This window comes from Enterobacteriaceae bacterium Kacie_13, assembly GCA_013457415.1.
Lineage (GTDB): Bacteria > Pseudomonadota > Gammaproteobacteria > Enterobacterales > Enterobacteriaceae > Rahnella.
Genome location: CP045665.1, coordinates 4012876 through 4036888, shown reverse-complemented (window position 1 = coordinate 4036888; position 24013 = coordinate 4012876). Strand labels below are relative to the sequence as shown.

The 24013-nt window shown below is 51.7% G+C and carries 23 protein-coding genes, 1 tRNA gene and 1 pseudogene; 15 read left to right on the top strand and 10 right to left on the bottom strand.

Going from position 1 to position 24013, the window contains the following annotated elements; genetic code table 11:
• The first annotated feature begins 62 nt into the window (after positions 1-62).
• The 6 genes from malM to GE278_18450 all read left to right on the top strand — a co-directional run bounded on the left by malM (position 63) and on the right by GE278_18450 (position 5312).
• Positions 63-965: a maltose operon protein MalM gene (gene malM, locus GE278_18475; GenBank protein ID QLK62621.1), complete on the top strand. Its 903-nt coding sequence runs from the start codon at positions 63-65 to the stop codon at positions 963-965.
• A gap of 118 nt (positions 966-1083) precedes the next feature.
• Positions 1084-1923 (top strand): helix-turn-helix domain-containing protein, encoded by an 840-nt coding sequence (locus tag GE278_18470; protein QLK62620.1) that lies wholly within the window; start codon positions 1084-1086, stop codon positions 1921-1923.
• Positions 1924-1974: 51 nt separating this feature from the next.
• Positions 1975-2415, top strand: coding sequence for a DUF2000 family protein (locus tag GE278_18465; protein ID QLK62619.1), 441 nt, complete (start codon positions 1975-1977; stop codon positions 2413-2415).
• A 67-nt stretch (positions 2416-2482) separates the two neighbouring features.
• Positions 2483-3181 carry a phosphatase PAP2 family protein gene (locus GE278_18460; protein ID QLK62618.1) on the top strand — a complete coding sequence of 233 codons (699 nt, stop codon included), beginning with the start codon at positions 2483-2485 and terminating at the stop codon, positions 3179-3181.
• Positions 3182-3346: 165 nt separating this feature from the next.
• The gene (locus GE278_18455; GenBank protein QLK62617.1) at positions 3347-3832 is read left to right on the top strand and encodes a methylated-DNA--[protein]-cysteine S-methyltransferase; all 486 of its coding nucleotides are present in this window, start codon (positions 3347-3349) and stop codon (positions 3830-3832) included.
• Positions 3833-3968: 136 nt separating this feature from the next.
• Positions 3969-5312, top strand: coding sequence for an NADP-specific glutamate dehydrogenase (locus GE278_18450; protein ID QLK62616.1), 1344 nt, complete (start codon positions 3969-3971; stop codon positions 5310-5312).
• Positions 5313-5596: 284 nt separating this feature from the next.
• Here GE278_18450 and GE278_18445 read toward each other — a convergent pair whose 3' ends face one another.
• Both GE278_18445 and GE278_18440 read right to left on the bottom strand, forming a co-directional pair.
• Positions 5597-6547: a hypothetical protein gene (locus tag GE278_18445; GenBank protein ID QLK62615.1), complete on the bottom strand. Its 951-nt coding sequence runs from the start codon at positions 6545-6547 to the stop codon at positions 5597-5599.
• Positions 6548-6609: 62 nt separating this feature from the next.
• Positions 6610-7011, bottom strand: a pseudogene (locus GE278_18440) (tyrosine-type recombinase/integrase).
• Between the two features lie 132 nt (positions 7012-7143).
• Here GE278_18440 and hcp point away from each other — a divergent pair.
• From hcp to GE278_18425, 3 genes are read left to right on the top strand one after another with little or no spacing between them, the layout of a single operon-like run.
• Positions 7144-7635: a type VI secretion system tube protein Hcp gene (hcp, locus tag GE278_18435; GenBank protein QLK62614.1), complete on the top strand. Its 492-nt coding sequence runs from the start codon at positions 7144-7146 to the stop codon at positions 7633-7635.
• A 12-nt stretch (positions 7636-7647) separates the two neighbouring features.
• Positions 7648-8004, top strand: coding sequence for a DUF2778 domain-containing protein (locus tag GE278_18430; protein ID QLK62613.1), 357 nt, complete (start codon positions 7648-7650; stop codon positions 8002-8004).
• Positions 8001-8507: a hypothetical protein gene (locus tag GE278_18425; GenBank protein QLK62612.1), complete on the top strand. Its 507-nt coding sequence runs from the start codon at positions 8001-8003 to the stop codon at positions 8505-8507. Before GE278_18430 ends, GE278_18425 begins: the two co-directional genes overlap by 4 nt.
• A 97-nt stretch (positions 8508-8604) precedes the next feature.
• Here GE278_18425 and GE278_18420 read toward each other — a convergent pair whose 3' ends face one another.
• Both GE278_18420 and GE278_18415 read right to left on the bottom strand, forming a co-directional pair.
• On the bottom strand, positions 8605-8814 hold the full coding sequence (locus GE278_18420) for a hypothetical protein (protein QLK63341.1): 210 nt from the start codon (positions 8812-8814) through the stop codon (positions 8605-8607).
• 73 nt (positions 8815-8887) lie between these two features.
• Positions 8888-8964, bottom strand: a tRNA-Ile gene (locus GE278_18415).
• Between the two features lie 142 nt (positions 8965-9106).
• Here GE278_18415 and GE278_18410 point away from each other — a divergent pair.
• Complete coding sequence (locus tag GE278_18410) at positions 9107-9604, top strand: G/U mismatch-specific DNA glycosylase (GenBank protein QLK62611.1); 498 nt, start codon at positions 9107-9109, stop codon at positions 9602-9604.
• A 90-nt stretch (positions 9605-9694) separates the two neighbouring features.
• On the opposite strand, the gene rpoD is transcribed toward GE278_18410, so the two are convergent.
• The 3 genes from rpoD to rpsU all read right to left on the bottom strand — a co-directional run bounded on the left by rpoD (position 9695) and on the right by rpsU (position 13826).
• Positions 9695-11533: an RNA polymerase sigma factor RpoD gene (rpoD, locus tag GE278_18405; protein QLK62610.1), complete on the bottom strand. Its 1839-nt coding sequence runs from the start codon at positions 11531-11533 to the stop codon at positions 9695-9697.
• 193 nt (positions 11534-11726) lie between these two features.
• Positions 11727-13475, bottom strand: coding sequence for a DNA primase (dnaG, locus tag GE278_18400; protein QLK62609.1), 1749 nt, complete (start codon positions 13473-13475; stop codon positions 11727-11729).
• Between the two features lie 135 nt (positions 13476-13610).
• A complete protein-coding gene (gene rpsU / locus GE278_18395) occupies positions 13611-13826 on the bottom strand; it encodes a 30S ribosomal protein S21 (GenBank protein ID QLK62608.1) in 216 nt (71 codons plus the stop codon).
• 330 nt (positions 13827-14156) lie between these two features.
• On the opposite strand from rpsU, the gene tsaD reads away from it, so the two are divergent.
• Positions 14157-15170 (top strand): tRNA (adenosine(37)-N6)-threonylcarbamoyltransferase complex transferase subunit TsaD, encoded by a 1014-nt coding sequence (gene tsaD / locus GE278_18390; protein QLK62607.1) that lies wholly within the window; start codon positions 14157-14159, stop codon positions 15168-15170.
• A 94-nt stretch (positions 15171-15264) separates the two neighbouring features.
• On the opposite strand, the gene plsY is transcribed toward tsaD, so the two are convergent.
• Positions 15265-15894, bottom strand: coding sequence for a glycerol-3-phosphate 1-O-acyltransferase PlsY (gene plsY, locus GE278_18385; protein QLK62606.1), 630 nt, complete (start codon positions 15892-15894; stop codon positions 15265-15267).
• A 107-nt stretch (positions 15895-16001) separates the two neighbouring features.
• Here plsY and folB point away from each other — a divergent pair, with 107 nt between their 5' ends.
• Positions 16002-16358 (top strand): bifunctional dihydroneopterin aldolase/7,8-dihydroneopterin epimerase, encoded by a 357-nt coding sequence (gene folB, locus GE278_18380; GenBank protein QLK62605.1) that lies wholly within the window; start codon positions 16002-16004, stop codon positions 16356-16358.
• Between the two features lie 187 nt (positions 16359-16545).
• Positions 16546-17370: an undecaprenyl-diphosphate phosphatase gene (locus tag GE278_18375; protein ID QLK63340.1), complete on the top strand. Its 825-nt coding sequence runs from the start codon at positions 16546-16548 to the stop codon at positions 17368-17370.
• Positions 17371-17442: 72 nt separating this feature from the next.
• Here GE278_18375 and GE278_18370 read toward each other — a convergent pair whose 3' ends face one another.
• Both GE278_18370 and GE278_18365 read right to left on the bottom strand, forming a co-directional pair.
• The gene (locus tag GE278_18370) at positions 17443-18678 is read right to left on the bottom strand and encodes a multifunctional CCA addition/repair protein (protein ID QLK62604.1); all 1236 of its coding nucleotides are present in this window, start codon (positions 18676-18678) and stop codon (positions 17443-17445) included.
• Positions 18679-18856: 178 nt separating this feature from the next.
• Complete coding sequence (locus GE278_18365) at positions 18857-19477, bottom strand: SH3 domain-containing protein (protein ID QLK62603.1); 621 nt, start codon at positions 19475-19477, stop codon at positions 18857-18859.
• A 264-nt stretch (positions 19478-19741) separates the two neighbouring features.
• Here GE278_18365 and GE278_18360 point away from each other — a divergent pair, with 264 nt between their 5' ends.
• Both GE278_18360 and glnE read left to right on the top strand, forming a co-directional pair.
• The gene (locus tag GE278_18360) at positions 19742-21049 is read left to right on the top strand and encodes a CYTH domain-containing protein (GenBank protein ID QLK62602.1); all 1308 of its coding nucleotides are present in this window, start codon (positions 19742-19744) and stop codon (positions 21047-21049) included.
• 57 nt (positions 21050-21106) lie between these two features.
• Positions 21107-23944 carry a bifunctional [glutamate--ammonia ligase]-adenylyl-L-tyrosine phosphorylase/[glutamate--ammonia-ligase] adenylyltransferase gene (gene glnE / locus GE278_18355; protein ID QLK62601.1) on the top strand — a complete coding sequence of 946 codons (2838 nt, stop codon included), beginning with the start codon at positions 21107-21109 and terminating at the stop codon, positions 23942-23944.
• Positions 23945-24013: the final 69 nt, after the last annotated feature.

The following is a 24013-nucleotide window of genomic DNA, read 5'->3' as shown; positions in this document are numbered from 1 at the left end:
GCTGGCTGGCGGAATACCAGCGGTAGCCGCCGGCCTTCATGGTGATTCAAAAGGAAATAACAATGAGAAAAAATCTGCTGTCACTGTGTCTGTCGCTGAGCCTGATGGGGGCTGTTCCTGCTGTGGCGCATGCCGCGCAAAATGATGCGAATACCGCTCCGGCGATTTCCAGCCAGACCTTACGCAACCTTTCATGGACGCCGCTGGTTCCGCCAGTGACGCAGGATGTGACGCTCGGAACCTCCAGCGTACAGATTAATCAGGGTGATATTCAGGGTGCCGTCGGGGCGTATTCTTTACCTGCCGATCGCGGATCCCTTGAGATCACGCTGACCAGTATTGCTACTGGCAAAACCATTTATGCGCCGAACGTCTTAGTCCTCGATGAGCAAATGCGTCCGGCGGCGTTTTATCCTTCCAGCTATTTCCCGTACCAGAAGCCGGGGATCGTTTCGAGCGATCGTCTGGAAGGCACCCTCAAACTGACGCCAGCGCTGGGTCAGAAGCAAATTTACCTGCTGGTCTACACCACGCGTCAGGATCTGGCGGGCACCACTCAGATGACGAATCCGGCTAAAGCCTTTGCGGCAGGCGTGGGTAACGCCGTGCCGGATATCCCGGATCCGATCGCCCGTCATACCCCAACCGGCACACTGAGCCTGAAAGTCAGTGCCGAACAGAGAACCGGCAACGTGATGATCGGCCAGATCTTCCCGTCTTCCGCACCACCTGCGGCAACGCCAGTGGTAGTCGGTAATACCCAGCCTGCTGCTGCCGCGCCAGTTGCTGCACCGGCGAAGCCGGCCGAGCCAATGCTCAGCGATTCAGAAAGCTACTTCAATGATGCTATCAAGAAAGCGGTGAAAGCGGGCGATGTGGATAAAGCCCTGAAATTGCTGGATGAAGCAGAGCGTCTGGGTTCAAAAACAGCCCGTAAAACCTTTATCGAAAGCGTTAAGCGGTAAGCGCCTTTTACGCCTTTCCTGTCAGGGGAGGGCGTAAATACGTGCCGTGACAGTCATGCGCTTTCCTTGTTAATCTGGTGTTAATTATTGCGCAGGTTAATAAGGAAAGCCTACGGCGATGGCATCGGCAAACTGGGTGAATTTCTCGAAAGATACAGACAGCGGGATCGAGACGATCCACGCGCATTTCGAAGGTCATGCCTATGATCCTCATTGGCACGATAGCTATCTGGTTGGCGTCACGCAGCAGGGATTACAGCAGTTCAGCTGTCGTCGCCAGAAACACCAAAGCCTGCCGGGCAAAGTGTTTATGCTCGAGCCGGGTGAAATCCACGACGGTGATGCCATTTCACCCGGCGGTTTTACCTATCACATGTTGTACCTCGATCCGCAATGGCTCAGCCGCGAGTTGACCGCGCGGCGCGACTCCCTCTCTTCTGCAGGTGACCCGAGTTTCGAAAATACCCTGGCGCAGGATCCTCAGCTGGCGCTGGCTACCTCGCAGGCGTTTCAGGCGCTGCACGGCAAAGAGTTGCGTATCGTGCGCCAGACCGCGCTCGACGGATTGCTCGGCGCGCTGGGGGGACATCTCACGTGGCAGCCGCCCGTGTTGCGGCCTTCTGCAACCTGGTCGCGTGTTGCGTATCAGGCGCGGGAATATCTGCACGCGCATCTGCATGAAGATATCGGCCTCGACCAGCTGGCCGCCGCCACCGGCGAAAGCCGTTTTGTGGTCAGCCGCGCTTTCAAAGCCGAGTTCGGTTTGCCGCCACACGCCTATCTTATCCAGCTTAAACTGACCCGCGCGCGCGACGGGCTTGCTGCCGGGCGCACGCCAGCCGCTGTTGCGGCAGATTTAGGTTTCGCCGATCAAAGCCATCTCGGGCGCTGGTTCCGCCGGGCCTATCAGCTGACCCCCGCCCATTACCGGCGTCTGTGCACAAATCTTCCAGATTGAGCACACGCGACAGGCTAAGCTCGGGTTTCAACTCAACCGGAGCACATAATAATGAATACGCCTGCCACCCTTCTTTCATCGCCCCCTGAACGCTGCGTGATTGTCATCAACCAGCAACTCTCCACCGGACATGCCGCCAATGCCGCCGCCGTACTCGCGCTGACGCTCGGGCAACGCCATCCGGTGCTGGTCGGCGCACCGTTGATTGACGCCGATAAATGCGAGCATCCGGGGCTTATTCCGATTGGTATCAGTGTGCTGGTTGCCAACAGCGAACAACTCACGCAACTACATCAGCATTTATTGAATGACGATGATATGGACGGCATTATTTTTCCTGTCGAAGGGCAACAGACCACCGATTACGCTGCGTTTCGTGAGGCGGTTTCTGTGGTACCGACGGGAGATTTGCAGCTGCTGGGCATCGCGCTTGCGGGCAATAAAAAAGTTGTCAGAAAACTCACTGGTAAACTCGATCTGCTCGGCGCATAGCTGTCATTGAACCGTCACATTTCCTGTCTATTCTCCTAATATTCAATCTCATATCAGGAATTTCATCGTGCGTAAGTCCGTCATCGCTTTGCTATTTTTCACTTTGGGTTCGACCTTCGCCGTTCAGGCTGCCGACGAAGCTAAACCTTTTATCACCAGCCAGGAACTTGATCTGACCAAATACCTGCCGGCACCTCCGGCAGATGATTCAGCGCAGACAAAAGCCGAGTTGAAAGAGCTGCTGGAGATCCAGGCGACCCGTACGCCGGAGCAGGAAAAAGCTGCCGTGGCTGATGCTGAAGAGAATGTCTGGCGTTTTGCCGACGTCATGGGGCCGGACTTTACCGCAGCAAAGCTGCCGAAAACCGCCGCACTGTTTGACCGTATTATTGCGACCGAAGACGTGGTGGACGATCACGCCAAGAAAGCGTTCAACCGTCCGCGCCCGTATATGCTCGATGAGCAGATCCATCCGCTGCTGAAAAAATCCAAATCCGGTTCGTGGCCTTCCGGACATTCCACCGTCGGTTATCTGATGGCGACCGTGCTGGGCGATTTGGTGCCGGAAAAACGGAACGCCTTGTTCGCCCGAGCGTCCGTGTATGCCGAAAACCGTCTGGTGGCAGGTTTCCATTACCGTTCAGATACCGTGATGAGCCGCACCGGCGCAGCGCTGATCGCCCAGAAAATGGCAGAGCAGCCGGATTTCCAGACTGAATTCGACGCTGCAAAAACCGAACTGCGTGCGCAGCTTGGCCTGAAGTAATCTCCTCTTAAAATCTACTCCTGAAGCGTTACATTCATGAATGTAACGCTTTCATTTACCAAAGGTTTTCTGGAAGACATCCCGCAGTTCCCTGATTTGCCCCTTGGTACGCTTGCGTCATTTCCGGTAAAGTGTCGTTCGCTATATACGCAGAGGGCAGAGCAGATGGAATACAGATTCAAGCGAATAGATTCACCGGTCGGATTACTCACGCTGGCGGCCAAAGGCGACAAGCTGACGGCGATTTTGTGGGAGTGCGAAATCGATGGCCGGGTGAAACTGGGCGAAATGATGGAAGACCCGACGTTTCCCATTTTGCTGAAAACCGAACAACAGCTGAATGAATATTTTGCGGGCAAGCGCACGCGCTTTGAGCTGGATCTTGATTTCACCGGCACCGAGTTTCAGAAAGAAGTCTGGGCTGCTTTGCTCGAAATTCCCTTTGGTGAAACGCGCAGCTACAGCGAAATTGCCCGTCGTATCGGACGCCCCAAAGCGGTCCGCGCCGTCGGTGCTGCCAATGGCCGTAATCCAATTTCTATTGTTGCGCCGTGCCATCGGGTGATCGGTACTTCCGGCAAGCTCACCGGCTTTGCAGGCGGGTTGGCGAATAAAGAGTTATTGCTTCGCCTTGAGGGGCGTAAATTTTAAGCCATTGTGCAGGTTGCAGGGACGAAAAATTCCTTGATGTTCGTTTGTAAGTCGATGCATAGTCAAAAAATAAGCAGTAAATAATTAAGTCGTCAAAAGCAAAAACAACATCACTTAGAAACGGAGTTTTTAGTCAATGGATCAGATTCAATCCCTCGAACAGTTCTTATCCTCAGCTCAGCAGCGTGATCCGCATCAGGTCGAATTCTCTCAGGCCGTACGTGAAGTCATGACAACATTATGGCCGTTCCTCGAACAAAATCCGCAGTACCGTCGTTCTGCTTTACTTGAGCGTCTGGTTGAGCCAGAGCGAGTTATTCAGTTCCGTATCGCGTGGGTAGATGATAAAAATCAGGTGCAGGTGAACCGTGGCTGGCGCGTGCAGTTCAGCTCGGCCATCGGCCCTTACAAAGGTGGCATGCGTTTTCACCCATCGGTCAATCTTTCGATCCTCAAATTCCTCGGTTTCGAGCAGACTTTTAAAAATGCGCTGACCACGTTGCCGATGGGCGGCGGGAAAGGCGGCAGTGACTTCAATCCGAAAGGCAAAAGCGAAGGCGAGATCATGCGCTTCTGCCAGGCGCTGATGCTTGAACTGTATCGTCATCTCGGGCCGGACACTGACGTTCCTGCTGGCGATATCGGTGTCGGCGGGCGTGAAGTCGGTTACATGGCGGGCATGATGAAAAAGCTTTCCAACAACACCGCCAGCGTGTTCACCGGTAAAGGATTGTCGTTTGGCGGCAGCCTGATCCGCCCCGAGGCTACCGGATACGGCCTGATCTATTTCACCGAGTCGATGCTCAAACGTCACGGTTTGGATTTCGAAGGCATGCGCGTCGCAGTTTCCGGCTCAGGTAACGTCGCCCAATACGCGATCGAAAAAGCCATGTCGCTTGGCGCGCGTGTGATTACCGCCTCTGACTCCAACGGTACCGTGGTCGATGAAGCCGGTTTTACCCCTGAAAAATTGGCGCTGCTGACGGAAATCAAAGCCAGCCGCGATGGACGCGTAGCAGATTACGCGCAAAAAATGGGGCTTCAGTATCTGGAAGGCCAGCAGCCATGGGGCGTACCGGTGGATATCGCGCTGCCTTGTGCGACGCAAAATGAGCTGGATGCCGACGCTGCTCGTTTGCTTATCGCGAATGGCGTGAAAGCCGTGGCCGAAGGCGCGAATATGCCGACGACCATTGAAGCAACGGATCTGTTTATCGACGCTGGTGTGCTGTTTGCGCCAGGTAAAGCAGCGAATGCCGGGGGAGTGGCAACATCCGGCCTGGAGATGGCGCAGAACGCAGCACGTCTGAGCTGGAAAGCCGATGAAGTCGATGCACGCTTACGCCACATCATGTTGGACATCCATCAGTCCTGCGTGGAATACGGCGGAGAAAGTCAGCAGACGCAATATGTGCGTGGCGCAAACATCGCTGGCTTCGTAAAAGTTGCCGATGCGATGCTGGCGCAGGGCGTGTTGTAAATCTGGAGCGACACTTTAGCGCCATTATCCTCAACTAATAAAAAAGCCACTTCGCGAGAAGTGGCTTAATTATTTGAATCTAAAGCTAAAATTTGGTGGATCTTGCTGGACTTGAACCAGCGACCAAGCGATTATGAGTATCAACTGAATGCTATATAAAACAGTAATTTACCTTTTAATACAGTGACATGGCAAGACATGAATTGCCATGGAATGCCCGTCTACTCCATTTGGATCGCCACTTTATCGCCATTTTATGAAGTGAATTATGTCCTGCAAAAGTATCATTCCTCGGATAATTTATTTAGCTTGCTAATGTGCAAAATTTCGCCAAGTAACAAGTAACAATTAAGGAAAAGTGACTTTGCTTCTTCAGCCGTAACATCTGAGTGTACACCTGCGGAGACTCTAGAATATAAATTTGCAAGATTTTGCCTAAGTTTATCTTTTCGGCTTTTGCTTTCTATTCTCTGATGTATGAAAACATTCAGTCTATTAAGGTGTTTTGCAGCGTCCAGTGATAAACTATTACCGCCAATTTGATAATTTCCATCGCTAGGGGGGAATATTGAATCGGCAAAGCTGTCTATTATTCTTCTAACAGTTGTTAAAGCTTGGCTGATCGATTCGTCTTCTCCTTCAGATAACCTATTTACCACAGATGGAATTTGTTGAAGAACATCATTGCAGTGATTAGATATTAGATCATCAACTTCTTTTTTATATGAATCAAATATGGATGTTGCTAAATAGTCTAGTTCCTTTTCATAATAGATATGGGAAATGAAACCATGTAATATACCTAGTGCTTTAGATTTTATTCCCGTTCGCGTTGATATAACTGTGGCAATACTCGATGTCTTATTATAATAATCTCTTAAAATAACTCCCCCATGATTGATCCCACTAATATTGGGAATGCTTAAGGATTGCAATTTAAGCTTATGAGCGTCGATAATTGATTCTTGCTGTGCTAGTGGTGCCCAATATCCCTCAAGTTTTTCCTTGTCAGTCCATCGGCCTGTTCGACCCATATATTTTAGTGAAATAGGGTCTTGACTGGTGTAACCGGTCATTTCAAAGCCTATCCATTTTTGAAATTCTTCACTTCCACACAATCTAGCTAACCTAGCTGCCTTGAGAAATAATACTCCAGTATCAATTCTAGAAAGCTCAATGTCATCTAACAATTCTTTGGCCAATTCTAGTTCATGTTCAGATCTTATAAGTGCCATCAGAAATTCCTTTTTATGGATTTATGCTAAGATAATGGGTTTAACCTTAAAGCCTCTTCTAACTACTCAGGCGCGAAATGAGCATAACGCATAGTCATTTTGATATCAGTGTGACCAAGAACTCTTTGCAAAACCAATATATTCCCACCATTCATCATAAAGTGAGATGCGAAAGTGTGGCGCAGGACGTGAGTTAGCTGACCAGCGGGCAATTCAATATCTGTACGTTCCAGAGCGGAACGGAAAGCACCGTAGCAATTTTTGAATAGTCTCCCTTTCTTTACTTCCGGCAAAGAGCCATGAAGGCTTTCACTGATTGGAATGGTTTTATTTTTTCGGCCTTTGGTTTTTGTGTAAGTGACTTTGTATTTCGTGACCTGGCTTTTACTCAATTCCTCGGCCTCTGACCAGCGTGCGCCGGTTGATAGGCATAATTTAACGATGCTAACAGGGTCAGTATTGTTTCTCTACCACACTCTACCACCCGAATGTCTTGCCTGCAAAATAGACAATCCCTGCCTTGCAGTAAAGTCCATATTGTTAAAGTGGTTTTTTGAGTGTATGTTTTCCATACAAAACATAAGGAGGTGTTAACAATGGCGATACCAGCATATTTATGGTTAAAGGATGACGGCGGAGCAGACATTAAAGGTTCTGTTGATGTCCGGGGACGTGAGGGGAGCATTGAGATAGTAGGTTTTACGCATGACGTTTCAATCCCCAATGACAACAATACTGGGAAGCCGACTGGCACCCGGATTCATGCACCGTTTACTTTCGATAAGGAAATTGATTCATCGACCCCCTATATCTACAAAGCTTTATGCACCGGGCAGACGCTCAAATCTGCTGAAATAAAATACTATCGTATCAATGATGCTGGGCAGGAAGTGGAATATTTTAATACCCTTTTAGAAAACGTAAAAATTATTGGGATTATTCCAATGATGCACGATATTAAATCTGCGTATGGCGAAAAAAGAAACCACTTGGAATACGTTGAATTGCGATATGAAAAAATCACGTGGAAATATTTGGATGGAAACATTCAACATTCTGATAGCTGGAACGAACGCGCTACTGCATAAGGATATGTGAAAATGGTTTGGACATATAAACAAAGTACCGGTGAAATGTTCCACGATGGTGTGCTTGTTGGACAAGGTTATTCCGGCGTTTTGACCAACAAAAACAATCCTGACCGCCAACATGTTAGAGGTATGGGACCTCTACCGCGTGGGACTTACCGAATTGGATCCACGACAGCGTCTAAAGGCCCAATGACCATAGAACTTCACCAAACATCTGGCGATTCTTTTGGCAGGAGCCTATTTCGAATTCATGGTGAAAGAACGCACGGGCCATCAGGTTTCGCATCTGAGGGCTGTATTATCCTGCCACCATCAGTGCGTCACCAAATCCGAGGGTCTTCTGAATCTCTTGAGGTCGTCAGATGAAGATTTGTACTGCACTTTTATTGTTTCCTGTGATGGCTTTTGCTGCGGCTACTCCGCAAAAATTACGCAGTGAAATCCAAAAATATGGCGAAGCTGAATTCTCTGAAAAAATATCATCCGATGATTGGAAAACCGCACTTGATAATATTTCCAGCGGTCAAAATGAGTGGATATCTTTAGCACCGGATTTAGCGCCGGTGATCAATCAGCAACAGGCAGAACAGCTCTCCGAAGCACTTTATTATGCTATTGCCCCAAATGCTAAAGAGGCATTGAACACTCTCGCCATACTCGATAAGCACAAATATAAGCATCAGCAAGGAAGCGTTCTATCCTGTGTTTCACCGTTAAATCAGCCTCAGGAAGAAATGATGCGTATTTATAATGAAACACGTCTGGCATTGCTTGATGTTCCTGGAGTTGAATCCGCAACCTGTCTATGGTCACTGGAAGGCTGGATGGAACAGGTTAAACAGGAAGATGCCTCGAAAACCAATAAGTAGTTATGGCAGAAGAACTTGCCTTACATCGTATCCTTTACCGAGGGATGATTAAGATTATGCTTGGATGACCCGGGTTAAGTTTTTTTGCAGCCTAGGGCTATCTGGTTGCGTTCTGCGTATTGGCGGCCATCTCGCCTTCCAGCACGTAACCGTCGATATTCTTTGCGATGTATTTGGCGATGTAGCAAGCCGCGCCGCCACGGTTCAGGTGTTTACCGTCAAAGAGTTTTTTTTGCATTTTCGCTAAAAAGGAAAGGAGGAACCGGTTAAGAGAATCGCCACTCGTGAAAATGCATCGCCATTTCATCGCCACGGAAAATAGAAACAAAAAAGCCACTTCGCGAGAAGTGGCTTAATTATTTGAATCTAAAGCTAAAATTTGGTGGCCCTTGCTGGACTTGAACCAGCGACCAAGCGATTATGAGTCGCGTGCTCTAACCAACTGAGCTAAAGGGCCGAGGTGCGGGATTATACGGTAAACTCTACTGACAGGTCTATATGTGTTCGGTTTGTATGCGCGTTTTGTGCACAGTTGCAGGGTATTGTGATCGCTACACTTTTTAATAATAGCTTCCGTAAATACGTCTCAGGGCAAGATTATGATTACCGATATCATTGATGAGGATCTGACCGTGGTGTTTTGTGGTATCAATCCCGGTTTATCGACGGCGCATCACGGCTATCATTTTGCCAATGCCAATAACCGTTTCTGGAAAGTGATCCATCAGGCGGGCTTTACTGAACGCCTGCAGAAACCCGAAGAAGAGCAGCATTTGCTGGATACGGGCTGTGGCATCACTATGCTGGTGGAACGTCCTACGGTGGAAGCAACTGAACTGGTACGCGATGAATTGCGCGAAGGTGGGGCGGCGCTGACGGAGAAGATCGAGCGCTATCAGCCGCGGGCGCTGGCAGTGCTGGGCAAACAGGCGTTCAGTAAAGCGTTTGGTATCAGCAAAGTGAACTGGGGGCGCCAGGCGCTGACAATCGGCAGGACTGAGGTTTGGGTATTGCCCAATCCGAGTGGATTGAATCGGGCGAAACTCGAAGAGCTGGTAGCAGCTTATCGCGAATTATATGACGCGCTAATTACCTGATTACCTGAAAATACGAATTCGCAGAATAAAAAAAACCCGCCATTTCCAGAGAAAGGCGGGACTTTTTAAGAGCCGGAAACTTCAGGACGACTAGTCGTCGAGGAAGCTGCGCAGCACTTCGGAGCGGCTTGGGTGGCGCAGTTTACGCAACGCTTTGGCTTCGATCTGACGGATACGTTCACGGGTGACGTCGAACTGTTTGCCCACTTCTTCCAGAGTGTGGTCAGTGTTCATGTCGATACCGAAACGCATACGCAGAACTTTCGCTTCACGTGCGGTCAGGCCAGCCAGAACATCATGCGTTGCAGAACGCAGGCTTTCAGAGGTCGCAGAATCCAGTGGCAGCTCGAGGGTTGTATCCTCGATAAAATCACCCAGATGCGAATCTTCATCGTCGCCGATTGGCGTTTCCATGGAGATAGGCTCTTTAGCAATTTTCAACACTTTACGGATTTTGTCTTCCGGCATCAGCATGCGTTCAGCCAGCTCTTCCGGCGTTGGCTCACGGCCCATCTCTTGCAGCATCTGGCGTGAAATACGGTTGAGCTTGTTGATGGTCTCAATCATATGCACCGGAATACGGATGGTACGTGCCTGGTCGGCGATGGAGCGGGTGATAGCCTGACGGATCCACCAGGTCGCATAAGTAGAGAACTTATAACCACGGCGATATTCAAACTTATCAACGGCTTTCATCAGGCCGATGTTACCTTCCTGAATCAGATCAAGGAACTGCAAGCCACGGTTGGTGTATTTCTTAGCGATAGAAATAACCAGACGCAAGTTTGCTTCAACCATCTCTTTCTTCGCGCGACGGGCTTTCGCTTCGCCGATCGACATGCGACGGTTGATGTCTTTTACCTGCTCGATAGTCAGGCCAGTTTCTTCTTCGATCTGACGCAGTTTCATCAGGCCGCGCTGTACGTCTTCAGTGACTTCTTTTAGCTTTTCAGACCATGGTTTACCCATTGCCAGAGCGGCATCAAACCAGGTACTGCTGGTTTCGTTACCGGCGAACAGATTGACGAAGTTTTTCTTCGGCATTTTGCACTGTTCAACGCACACTTTCATGATCAGACGTTCCTGAGTACGGACGCGATCCATCATGGAGCGCATACTGTTAACCAGGAAATCGAACTGTTTTGGTACCAGACGGAATTGCTTAAACACATCGGACAGCTTCAGAATTTCTTCTGCGGCGCTTTTGTGGCTACGGCCATTTTTCTTGATAACGGCACGGGTGGCTTCATGTTGCTCACGCAGATCGGTGAACTTCTGACGCGCCAGTTCCGGGTCGATGCTGTTGTCGTCTTCAGCATCGTCGTCGTCTTCTTCATCGTCGTCGGTATCGTTTTGCTCTTCAGTGGTCAGTTCAGAACCCACGTGAGTCGCAGTCGGTGCGATTTCTTCTTCGGCATTCGGGTCAACAAAACCGGTGATCAGATCAGACAGACGTGCTTCGCCTGCTTCCACACGGTCATATTGCTCTAACAAATAGGTGATAGCTTCAGGGTATTCAGCAACGGAGCACTGGACCTGATTGATACCGTCTTCGATACGTTTGGCGATATCGATTTCGCCTTCACGGGTCAGGAGTTCAACGGTACCCATTTCGCGCATATACATACGCACAGGGTCGGTGGTACGGCCAATTTCAGATTCAACGCTGGAAAGCACCTGAGCCGCTGCTTCTGCAGCATCTTCATCAGTGTCAGGGCGGTTTTCGGCCAGCATCAAATCATCGGCGTCCGGTGCTTCTTCAAGAACCTGGATGCCCATGTCGTTAATCATCTGGATGATGTCTTCGATCTGGTCGGAGTCGACGATATCTTCCGGCAGATGGTCATTGACCTCAGCAAAGGTCAGATAGCCTTGCTCCTTACCACGGGTGACAAGTAGCTTAAGCTGTGACTGCGGGTTTTGCTCCATAAGACGGTATCCACACTTCAGAGTATTTGGGTTCGTGTCGGTCGGGTGATATCGCCAACAATAACGTTAGGGGCGTTTATTGTGCCGCGGCCCACCAGGGCGGCTCTGCGCAGGGCCATGCCCCGCTATATATCGGCACTTAAGCCGTGTTCCTGAGATAACGCTTCAAGCGCTATCTATATGTTCTTATTTTTTAGTTCTTTCTCGCTAACACCTGATTCAGGGAACTGACTTCTGTGCGTTCCTCCGGGCTCAGGCCGTGCGTCCTGGCTTTGGCAATTAAGGTTTCAAGCCGTTGCTCTAAGATTGAGTCATACAGGCTGGCGAGCGTGGCACGAAATTCCTCTTCGACCATGTCCTCTACGATCATGTGGTTCCATGTCGCCAGAGTTTCAAGCTGTTGGTAGAACTTATTGTCGCGATAAAGTTCAAGTAACTGGCCGGTAGTCAGCCCCGGCTGGGCTAAGCAAGTGGTCACTAACTCACTGAACAAATCCAGTCCCGGTTGCTTCGCTTGCTCCAAACCTTGTAGCGAGGGTATAAGTGTAGCCAGTTGTGGGTTTTGTACCAGTAACCCTATAAGTATACGCATGGTTGTGCGTTTTAGCTGGGGTGCCTGGTAGGTATTGCCATTCTCTGCATGTTTGGGCATCAGCTTTTCGAGCTGGCTGTCATCCAAAATACCGAGCTTGTTCCCTAACTGCTGACGCAAATACATCCGCAACGTCTCACCCGGGACCTGACGAATCAGCGGCAATGCCAGCATGCTGAGTTTGGTTCGCCCGTCGGGGCTGCTCAAATCCACCTGCGGCATCAGCGAATCAAACAGGAAAGTGGAAAGCGGCATTGCCTGCTCCATTCTCTGTTCGAAGGCTTCTTTGCCTTCCTGTCGTACCAGCGTGTCCGGATCTTCGCCGTCGGGTAAAAACATAAACCGAAGCTGGCGGCCATCATTGAGATAAGGCAGAGCCGTCTCCAGCGCACGCCATGCCGCCTCACGTCCCGCGCGGTCGCCGTCATAACAACAAACGACGTTATCTGTGCTGCGGAACATCAACTGAATATGGTCGGCCGTCGTGGAGGTTCCCAGTGACGCGACGGCATAATCGATGCCGAACTGCGCCAGTGCCACGACGTCCATATACCCTTCAACCACCAGCAAGCGCGTCGGGTTAGGGTGTTTCAACTGTGCTTCATAAAGGCCATACAGCTGGCGGCCTTTATGGAAAATTTCAGTTTCCGGTGAGTTGAGATATTTCGGGGTGCCGTCACCCAAAACTCTGCCACCAAATGCAATAACGCGGCCACGCTTGTCGCGGATCGGGAACATAACCCGTTCGCGGAAGCGATCATAGCTGCGTCCGTTGTCATTGGTGACCAACATACCGGCGTCAATCAGTGATGCTTTGTCATCAGCATTTTTACCAAAACGCTTCAGGGCGTTGTCCCAACCCGGCGGGGCGAAACCGATGGCAAAATGTTGGATGACGTCGGCACTTAAACCACGCTGGGCAAGATAATCCCGTGCGGGGGCACCTGCGGGTTGTTTAAGTGACTGTTGATAGAACTCGCTGAGCGGGGCCATCAACTGGTAGAGGCTTTGACGCTGATGACGCTCCATCTGGGTCGGACCGGTGCCTGCTTCGTACGGCACTTCCAAACCCTGCATTGTCGCGAGTTCCTCAATGCTTTCGACAAACTCAAGCCTGTCATAGTTCATCAGGAAATCGACGGCATTGCCGTGGGCACCACAGCCAAAACAGTGATAAAACTGCTTATCGCCATTTACGGTAAATGAGGGTGTTTTCTCATGGTGGAAAGGGCAGCACGCGTGATAATTTTTACCTTGTTTCTTGAGCTTTACCCGAGCGTCGATCAAATCGACGATATCGATACGAGCCAGCAAGTCATTGATAAATACGCGCGGAATTCTCCCAGCCATAAGCCCCTTACTCACTAGCCTATAAACGAGAACAAGCCGCGCATCCCTTTCGGAAAGCACGGCCTTCGTATGCTACTACGCAGTCTGCGCGTTCTTAATATTGCAAATCACGCGATTTGGGGTTGCCCCCGAAGATTAATACAGACGAGTGCGACGTGCGTTTTCGCGAGCCAGTTTCTTGGCGTGGCGTTTTACTGCAGATGCTTTAGCGCGTTTACGTTCTGTAGTCGGTTTTTCATAGAACTCACGACGACGAACTTCGGCTAATACACCTGCTTTTTCGCAGGAACGTTTGAAGCGACGCAGAGCTACGTCGAACGGCTCGTTTTCACGTACTTTAATTACAGGCATGTGCCTCTCACCTCGATAAAATCGGTTTGTTTGCTGATGTTGTACCAGCACATTTCAAAATGGTGCGGAATTTTACTCCAATTCGCGTTGCCTTGTAAAGCATAACGGCAAATTGAAACGGGTGCTCTATGCAACCCTTCTGCAACATCGTGCGCTCGCTTTTGCGTCGGGCGGCGATTATATACCAATCAACCTAAATTGCTCGACATTAATTGGTCGTGACGATGATTAGTAAAGTGGCAGGAATTCCATCGCCGGTGCAGCGCCTGCGCGCGCTTGTGTGCTAAACTGCGCGCCGCGAGTGAGCGCCAAACAATGACGGAAAGAGTGATGCGAGTACTGGGTATTGAAACGTCCTGCGATGAAACCGGAATTGCAGTTTATGACAGCGAAGCTGGTCTATTAGCTAACCAACTGTATAGTCAGGTAAAACTGCATGCAGATTATGGCGGTGTGGTGCCAGAACTGGCCTCGCGCGACCACGTACGTAAAACAATACCCCTGATTCAGGCCGCGCTGAAAGAAGCCGGGCTGACCGCGCAGGATATTGACGGGGTGGCTTATACCGCGGGTCCCGGTCTGGTCGGCGCGTTGCTGGTCGGTGCCACTATCGGTCGCTCTCTGGCGTTTGCCTGGGATGTTCCGGCGGTGCCGGTTCACCATATGGAAGGGCATCTGCTGGCACCCATGCTGGAAGATAATCCGCCAGATTTCCCGTTTGTTGCGTTGCTGGTTTCCGGCGGTCATACACAATTAATCAGCGTCACTGGCATCGGTGAATACACTCTGCTCGGCGAATCCATCGATGACGCCGCCGGCGAAGCTTTCGATAAAACCGCCAAATTATTAGGTCTGGATTATCCGGGCGGCCCGTTGCTATCGAAAATGGCATCGCAGGGCACCGCCGGGCGTTTTACGTTCCCGCGTCCGATGACCGATCGTCCTGGGTTGGATTTCAGTTTTTCCGGTCTGAAAACCTTTGCAGCGAACACCATTCGTGGCAATGACAGCGACGCGCAAACTCACGCGGACATCGCGCGTGCGTTTGAAGATGCAGTCGTGGATACGCTGGCCATTAAATGCAAACGTGCGCTGGACCAAACCGGCTTTAAACGGCTGGTGATGGCTGGCGGAGTCAGCGCCAACCGCACATTGCGCGCGAAATTAGCCGAAATGATGACGAAGCGTGGCGGCGAAGTTTTCTACGCCCGCCCTGAATTCTGCACCGATAATGGCGCGATGATTGCGTATGCGGGCATGGTGCGGCTGAAAACGGGTGCGACGGCGGATTTAGGCGTTACCGTGCGACCAAGATGGCCTCTGGCTGAGCTGCCGCCTGTCTGACCTTACGCCTGGCCCCGTTCAGTCAGACTCGTCATGTAAAGCGTATAAAAAAACGACCTTCAATGAGGTCGTTTTTTTTGTCTGAAATCTGGCGCTACCCGGCTTTATCTTCTTTCTCTGCCTTACGTTTTTTTTTCAGCTTATCCCAGATTTTCCCTTCCTGGCCTCGCCACAGACGCTGGATATTGTCATGGTGACGCAACAAGATAAGGCAGGAAAGCATAGCTACCGGGAAGGTGAATTCGGGTTTGAACCACCAGACGTAAAACGGGGCGATGAGCGCGCTGACGATCGCACCCAGCGAAGAGTAGCCGCTTAGAAGTACCGTCAGCAGCCATGTGCCGGTCATCAGACCGGTTAAGTCCCAGCCGATAGGTGCGATAGCACCGAATGCCGTCGCCACGCCCTTGCCGCCTTTAAAGCGGAAGAAGACCGGATAGATATGGCCAAGGCAGGCCGCGATGGCAGTGAGGCCAAGATACATCGGCGGAATGTTGAGACGATAGGCCAGCCAGACCGGCAGCATCCCTTTGAGCACGTCAAAGATCAGAACTGCGGCCGCCGCCAGACGTCCACCCAGGCGCAACACGTTCGTCGCGCCGGGATTGCAGGAACCCGCCGTGCGCGGATCAGGCAAACGGGCTACCCGGCAGACCAGAATCGCACTGGAAATCGAGCCGCAAAGGTAGGCGAAAATAATCATTCCAAGCGCGGTAGCACTCATAAAGCCGTTCCGTCTAATAAGGGTCGTTTTAATCGCAACATACATGGATAATACGCATTTTCTGCTGGAAGTGGTATCCGGCTTGGCCAAAAACAGAGAATCGCGTGATGGATATCGTATTTATTGAGCAACTAAATGTAATCACTACTATTGGTGCCTACGATTGGGAACAGACCATTAAACAGAAACTGGTGTTCGATATCGAACTGGCGTGGGATAACCGCAAGTCGGCTTCCAGCGATGATGTGAATGACTGTTTAAGCTATGCCGATGTCAGTGATGCCGTCATTGAGCACGTCTCCACGCAGAATTTTGCGCTGGTTGAGCGGGTGGCGGAAGAAGTCGCAACGCTGCTTATGACGCGGTTTAACTCGCCATGGGTGCGGATCAAGCTCAGCAAGCCCGGCGCCGTGGCGCAGGCTGCGAACGTTGGGGTGATCATTGAGCGCGGCCAACGTTTTTAATTTCGCTAATGGATAGAATTCAGAATCAGCTTGTCTATTGATTGTCATAAAGAAGCATTACAAGTAGAAGCCGGGTCGCCGGTTTCGCTTGATTGAAGCGGCTCAGCATGATGTCGCTTTTTTATTGTCTGTTTTGCAGCATATTTTGCCCGCATGCGGGCCACTATTAGGATTGGGTAAACTAATGATCGCTGAAAGTCATTCTTTGCTGGTTGCCGTAATTATGGGAGTGGTGGAAGGGCTGACCGAGTTTTTACCGGTTTCCTCTACCGGGCATATGATCATCGTGGGTAACCTTTTAGGGTTCACCGGGGATAAAGCCAAATCGTTCGAAGTGATCATCCAGCTGGGTTCCATTCTGGCGGTTGTTGTGATGTTCTGGCGTCGTTTGTTCGGCATGATTGGCCTGCATTTTGGCAAACCACCGGTTCATGAAGGCACGGGAACCCGCCGTCTGAACTTACTGCATATTATTTTGGGTATGATCCCTGCGACGGTGTTGGGTTTGCTGCTGCATTCGCAAATCAAATCACTATTCGAGCCGAAAAACGTGATGTATGCGCTGGTGGTCGGAGGCTTTTTACTGATCGCCGCCGAGTTGCTAAAACCGAAAAAACCGCGTGCAGAAGGTCTGGATGATATGACCTATACGCAGGCCTTCCTGATTGGTATGTTCCAGTGTCTGGCGTTATGGCCGGGATTCTCCCGTTCCGGGGCGACGATCGGTGGCGGGATGTTGCTGGGTGTCAGCCGTTTTGCTGCGTCTGAATTCTCTTTCCTGCTGGCCGTGCCGATGATGCTGGGTGCCACGGCGCTGGATCTTTATAAAAGCTACAGCTTTCTGAGCATGGCTGATTTGCCGATGTTCGCGACCGGATTTATCACCGCGTTCATCGTCGCATTGTTTGCTATCAAAACCTTCCTGGCCGTGATTAAGCGTATCTCGTTTATTCCGTTCGCGATTTACCGCTTCTTCGTTGCGCTGGCAGTCTATTTCGTCTTTATTGCCTGATTTTCAGCAGTTTAAAACTAAAAAAAGCCCCGACGGGAAACCGTGCGGGGCTTTTTTTAGAATACGTCCTGATCAGAGATCGGGTTCCTGCGTTTTCTTCCATTCGGCCAAAACCTGCGTGCGGCGTTTTTTCAGCTCGTCGCGGATTTCTATCCCCTTAAAACCGTCATCCAGCACTTCTTTGTTGGAAATGCTGCTGGCGATAGTAAAGGCTTCACGCAGGAAATCTCCCTGCGGATAGGGATTATCTTCAAACGTCGTGCGTCCGCGCGCATCGGCTTCGCTGGTCATGATCATTTGCTCAAGGCGCTGAGGTTTGCGCCAGACATCAATGGTATCGAACAGCTTGAGCAGGGTTTCCGGGCGCAATTTATTCACTGTGTGGATAAGGTCATGGAATTCTGCCACCAGTTTCGCCAGGTCACGAATATGCGTCGGGACTTTCAACCGCTGGCAGATATTTTCCACCAGTTTGACGCCGGCCGGGCCGTGACCGTGATGGTGTGGCCAATACTGCGGCGGCGTCAGGCCTTTGCCTAAATCGTGGCACAGTGCCGAGAAACGCACGTCAACGTCCGGAGAGAGCAGGCTGGCGATTTTCAGCGTCATCAGCGTGTGAATGCCGGTATCGATTTCCGGATGCCATTTTTCTGGCGCGGGGACGCCAAACAGCGCATCAACTTCCGGGAACAACACTTTCAGCGCGCCACAGTCGCGCAGCACCTGGAAGTACACCTGCGGATCCTGAGTCAGCAACGCTTTCTCAGTTTCCTTCCACACGCGTTCTGGCGTCAGCGCTTCCAGCTCTCCGCTTTTTGCCATCTGCTGCATGAGTGTCTGCGTTTCTGCTACAACGGTGAATCCGAGATGCGCAAAGCGCGCAGCGAAACGCGCAACGCGCAGGACGCGCAGCGGATCTTCACCAAAGGCATCAGAAACGTGGCGCAGCTGGCGTTGTTCGATATCGCGCTGACCGTGATAAGGATCGATTAACTGGCCATCTGCACTTTTGGCGATCGCGTTGATGGTCAGATCGCGACGCATAAGATCTTGCTCTAAGGTCACATCCGGCGCGGCGTAACAGGTAAAACCGTTGTAGCCGGAGCCTGATTTACGTTCCGTTCTCGCCAGCGCATATTCATCGCGGCTGACCGGATGCAGGAAGACTGGAAAATCTTTACCGACCTGCTGATAGCCGTTTTCCAGCATATATTCAGGCGTTGCGCCTACGACCACCCAATCGTATTCAGACACAGGCAAGTTTAATAAACTGTCTCGGACTGCGCCGCCGACCAGGTAAATCTCCACGCGATAACTCCTGAAGTAAGGCTCGTAAAGCGCACCGTGGCGCCCAAAGCAGGGATGGATTCTGCCTTCATCATAGCAAAGTTGCGCTACGGATTTCCCGATTGATGCAAACACAAAAAGGCACCGGGGTGCCTTAATGTTCAAATCCGAAAAGAGAATGTTTGACGGCGTTAACCGGTCAGCTCATCCAGCGGTCTTTTTTCTTACGACGTGGTATGAGGTGCGGAAGTAACAGACCGAGAACCAGACCCACACCCGCAACACCGCCACCGTACATAAACCACTGTAAAATAATGGTGCGCTGTTTGTCGTCAAGCTGGACGTTTACCGCGTTCACTTTCTTCTCCGCGATAATCTTCTGATTTTTCAGCTCCTGATTTTCTTTCTTCAGGGCGTTGATGATGCTGTCGCTGGAGGCGACTTTGCTTTGCATTTCCGCAGTGCGCTGGTTCCAGCTGGAATCAATGTTTGTCAGCTTATCGGTCAGCGTTTTAACTTGCTTCTCAAGATCGGGAACGCGAGTACGAATGCTCGGTAAATTGCTTAACTGGTCGAGAGGGATCCAGGCGGTTTTCCCTTTCGAGTCAATAATTTCACCGTATTTAGTGCTGTCGTTGACGCTACGCAGGGTAACTTCATCACCGGCATTGAGCGTGCCAACAATGCGATACTGATTACCCGGACCGCTGTGGATGTAGGTGATCAAATCGTCGGAAATGTAGCGCTTCTCATCGGCATGAGCGCCCCAAGTGAAGCTTAAGCCAAGCAAAGCGAAACCAATCAGGCGTAATTTATGCATTATTTCATCGTTTCTTTGTGAATTTAGGGAACGTGAAGTGTGGATCCGTTTTATCAGGAAACGTCTTCCAGCGACCGCGATGTCAGGCGCTCGCGTTAATTTGGTGACCGATAGTAAGGGCAACAGTGTGACGACGCAATGCATAAACCGGAATGAGAACTATCTTACAATCCCGCAACGTGCGGCTTGCGCGCTGTGCTTATGGTAGAATTCCGGCGACGCGTTAATCCCTTTTGGCAGCAAAGAATCGGTGTGAAGACCCTTATGACCGTAGAAATAGAACTAAAATTTATCGCCACCCCGGCCGCGATTGCCGAATTACCGGCACAACTCGCTCGATTTAACAGCGAGCACACCGCGCCTTCGAAACTGACCAACATCTATTTTGAGACTGCGGAAAACTATTTACGTTCGCACGACATCGGTCTGCGTATCCGCGGTTTTGACGATCAGTACGAAATGACCATTAAAACCGGCGGCAAAGTGGTGGGTGGTTTGCACCAGCGTCCGGAATATAACGTTGAGTTGAAAAAGCCAGTGCTTAAGCTCAGCGCGTTCCCGAAAGATATCTGGCCGGAAGGATGCAAAGTTGCGGCACTGCAAAAAGCCTTAGCGCCGTTATTTCGTACCGATTTCACCCGTGAAAAGTGGGTGATCACTTACGGCGAAAGCGAGATCGAACTTGGGCTGGATCAGGGCGAAGTGGTTGCCGGTGAGCTGTCTGAACCGCTGGCTGAAATCGAACTGGAACTGAAAAAAGGCAACACCGCAGATTTGCTGGCGCTGGCCGCTGAAATCGGCGAGCACGGTGGTTTGCGTCAGGGCGGATTCAGCAAAGCTGCCCGTGGTTACCATCTGGCGAAAGGTAACCCGCTGCGTGAAATCAAACCGTTACCTGTCTATAAAGCGCAACCAAAAGCCACGGTTGAACACGCGATGACAGGGATGTTCGAACTGGCGCTCGATCACTGGCAGTATCATGAAGAGCTCTGGGTACGCGGCGACAAACTGGCGCGTCCGGTGGTGTTACAGGCGGTGGAAACCGTACGTCAGATTCTGGTGCTGTTTGGCGGGCTGGTACCGCGCAAAGCCTCCTCAGAGTTGCGTACGCTGCTGACCGATCTGGTGCCGGTGCTGGAACAGAAATCTGCCGATGCACAGGATGTCTGCTTCAGCGCGACCTATTTGAAAAGTAAGTTAGCGCTCACGTCATGGCTGACCACGTCGGGCTGGACACCGTTCATCGATGACAAATCGGCGAAAAAGCTGGAAGGTTCCTTCAAGCGTTTTTCAGACATCATGCTTGGTCGTACCGCTGCCGACCTGAAAGAAGCCTTTGCGCAGCCGCTCACCGAAGAAGGTTACCGCGACCAGTTGGCACGCCTGAAGCGTCAGATCATCACCTTCCATTTACTGTCAGGTGCGTATCCTGAGCGTGACGTCGCCGACTATCTGGCGGGCTGGACGGAGCTGCAACAGGCGATAATCCAGAAGCAACTGGCGCTGGAGGATTCAGCACGTTCCCATGCGGTGATGATGGATGCGTTCTGGTTAAACGGCCAACCACGTTAATTGACTGATAAGCCTGGGCTCATTGCCCGGGCTTTTTTTTGCAAGGAATTTGATTTCATGTTGCCACTTTCTCCTGTTTTGCAAAGCCACGCCCAAAGTTTGCTTGAGCAATGGCGTGAACATCCTGAACCACTGCCACTTCCCGACGAGGCTCAGCTGGCGGTGCTGGCGAGCAGTCAGTTTGTAACAGACAGCCTGCTGGCATTTCCGCAGTGGTGGCATGAAATCGTAGAAAATCCTCCTCAGGCGCAGGAATGGCAATTTTACCGCCAGTGGCTGGATGCTGCGCTGGAAAGCGTGACTGATGAGAACGGGCTAATGAAGGCGCTGCGCCTGTTTCGGCGCCGGGCACTGACCCGCATTGCGTGGTCACAATCGGCGCAAACCAGCGAAGCCAAGGATACGTTACAGCAACTGAGCGAACTGGCGGAATTGCTGATCGTCAGCGCCCGCGACTGGTTGTATGACGCCTGCTGTCGTGAATTCGGCACGCCGGTGAATGAAGCCGGGGAACCGCAACACATGCTGATCCTCGGGATGGGCAAACTCGGCGGCGGCGAACTGAATTTCTCCTCTGATATCGACCTGATTTTTGCGTATCCGGAAAACGGCCAGACCCGTGGTGGCCGCCGTGAACTGGAGAATTCACAGTTTTTCCTGCGTCTCGGGCAGCGGCTGATCAAAGCGCTGGATCAGCCGACGCTGGACGGCTTTGTGTACCGCGTCGATATGCGGCTGCGGCCTTTCGGCGACAGCGGCCCGTTGGTAATGAGTTTCCCGGCGCTGGAAGATTATTATCAGGAGCAGGGGCGCGACTGGGAACGCTACGCGATGGTGAAAGCGCGGCTGATGGGCGGGGCAGAAGACATCAGCAGTCAGGAATTGCGCAAGATGCTGAAGCCTTTTGTATTCCGCCGTTACATCGATTTCAGCGTGATCCAGTCCCTGCGCAATATGAAAGGGATGATCGCCCGTGAGGTCCGCCGCCGGGGACTTAAAGACAACATCAAGCTGGGGGCGGGGGGGATCCGCGAAATTGAATTTATCGTGCAGGTTTTCCAGCTGATCCGCGGCGGGCGCGAGCCTGCGCTGCAACAACGCGCGTTGTTGCCGACCTTGCAGGCGCTGGAAAAACTCGGGCTGCTGCCTGTCGAACAAGTGATGCAACTGCGCGCCAGCTATCTGTTCCTGCGTCGTCTCGAAAATCTGCTGCAGGCCATCGGTGACGAGCAAACACAAACTCTGCCTGCGGACGAACTGAATCAGGCGCGTCTGGCGTGGGGCATGAATTTCAATGACTGGCCGCAGCTGCTCGACGCAGTGAATGCTCACATGCAAGCCGTGCGCGCCGTGTTTAACGATCTGATCGGTGATGACACGCCGGACACCGAGGACGATCAACAGCAGTCATCATTCAGCAGTTTGTGGAGTGATTCACTGGAGCAGTCCGAGTTAGCGCCGTGGGTGCCGCAGCTGGACGAAAATGCGCAGCACCACATCCTGCAGCAGATCGCCGAGTTCCGCCGTGACGTCGATAAACGCACTATCGGTCCGCGTGGTCGCGATCAGCTAGATTTGCTGATGCCCCGCTTACTGGCACAGGTCTGCACTTATAAAAATGCCGATGTGACTTTGCAGCGCCTGATGCAGCTGTTGCTCAACATCGTCACGCGCACAACTTACATTGAGCTGTTGGTTGAATATCCGGGCGCGCTTAAACAGCTTATCCGCCTGTGCGCCGCCTCGCCGATGGTCGCGTCGCAGCTGGCGCGCCATCCGCTATTGCTCGATGAACTGCTCGATTCACGCACGCTTTACCATCCGATTGAACCGGGCGCGTACCGCGATGAACTGCGCCAGTATCTGATGCGCGTCCCGACGGAAGATGAAGAACAGCAGCTGGAAGCCGTTCGTCAGTTCAAACAGGCGCAACACCTGCGCATTGCCGCCGGGGATATTTCCGGTGCACTACCGGTGATGAAAGTCAGCGATCATTTAACCTATCTGGCCGAAGCGATTCTGGACGTAGTGGTTCAGCAGGCCTGGGATCAGATGGTGCTACGCTACGGCCAGCCGACGCATCTGGCGCAGCGCGAAGGGCGCGGATTTGCCGTAGTAGGTTACGGCAAACTGGGCGGCTGGGAACTGGGTTACAGCTCCGATTTGGACTTGGTCTTCCTGCTCGACTGTGCACCGGAGGTGATGACCGACGGCGAGCGCAGCATCGATGGTCGACAATTTTATCTGCGACTGGCGCAGCGCATTATGCATTTATTCAGCACCCGCACGGCATCCGGCATTCTTTATGAGGTCGATCCGCGCCTGCGACCTTCCGGCGCGTCCGGTATGCTGGTCAGTACTATCGAAGCTTTCGCTGACTATCAGGCCAATGAAGCCTGGACCTGGGAGCATCAGGCGCTGGTGCGCGCGCGCGTCGTTTATGGCGATCCGCAACTGGCGCAGCAGTTTAATGCCACGCGCCACGACATTCTCTGCCGCGAACGCGAAGGCGAAGAGCTGCGCAAAGAAGTCCGCGAGATGCGCGAAAAAATGTATGCACACCTCGGTAGCAAAAAGTCTGGTGAGTTTGATCTGAAAGCCGATCCGGGCGGCATCACCGATATTGAATTCATTGCACAATATCTGGTCCTGCGGTTTGCACATGAGAAGCCTAAACTGACGCGTTGGTCGGATAATGTGCGAATTTTCGAACTGATGGCGCAAAACGACATCATGCCCGAGGAAGAAGCGCGGGATCTGACCCACGCTTACGTCACGCTGCGCGATGAGATCCATCATCTTGCATTGCAGGAACACAGCGGCAAAGTCGCCGCAGGCAGTTTTGCCACAGAACGTGAGCAAATCCGCGCCAGCTGGGCGAAATGGCTCGGCTGAGGGTTTTTATTCGGGGTGTGATATTATCCGCCGCACTATTTTTATGTCTGGTTTTACCTGTTTTGGAGT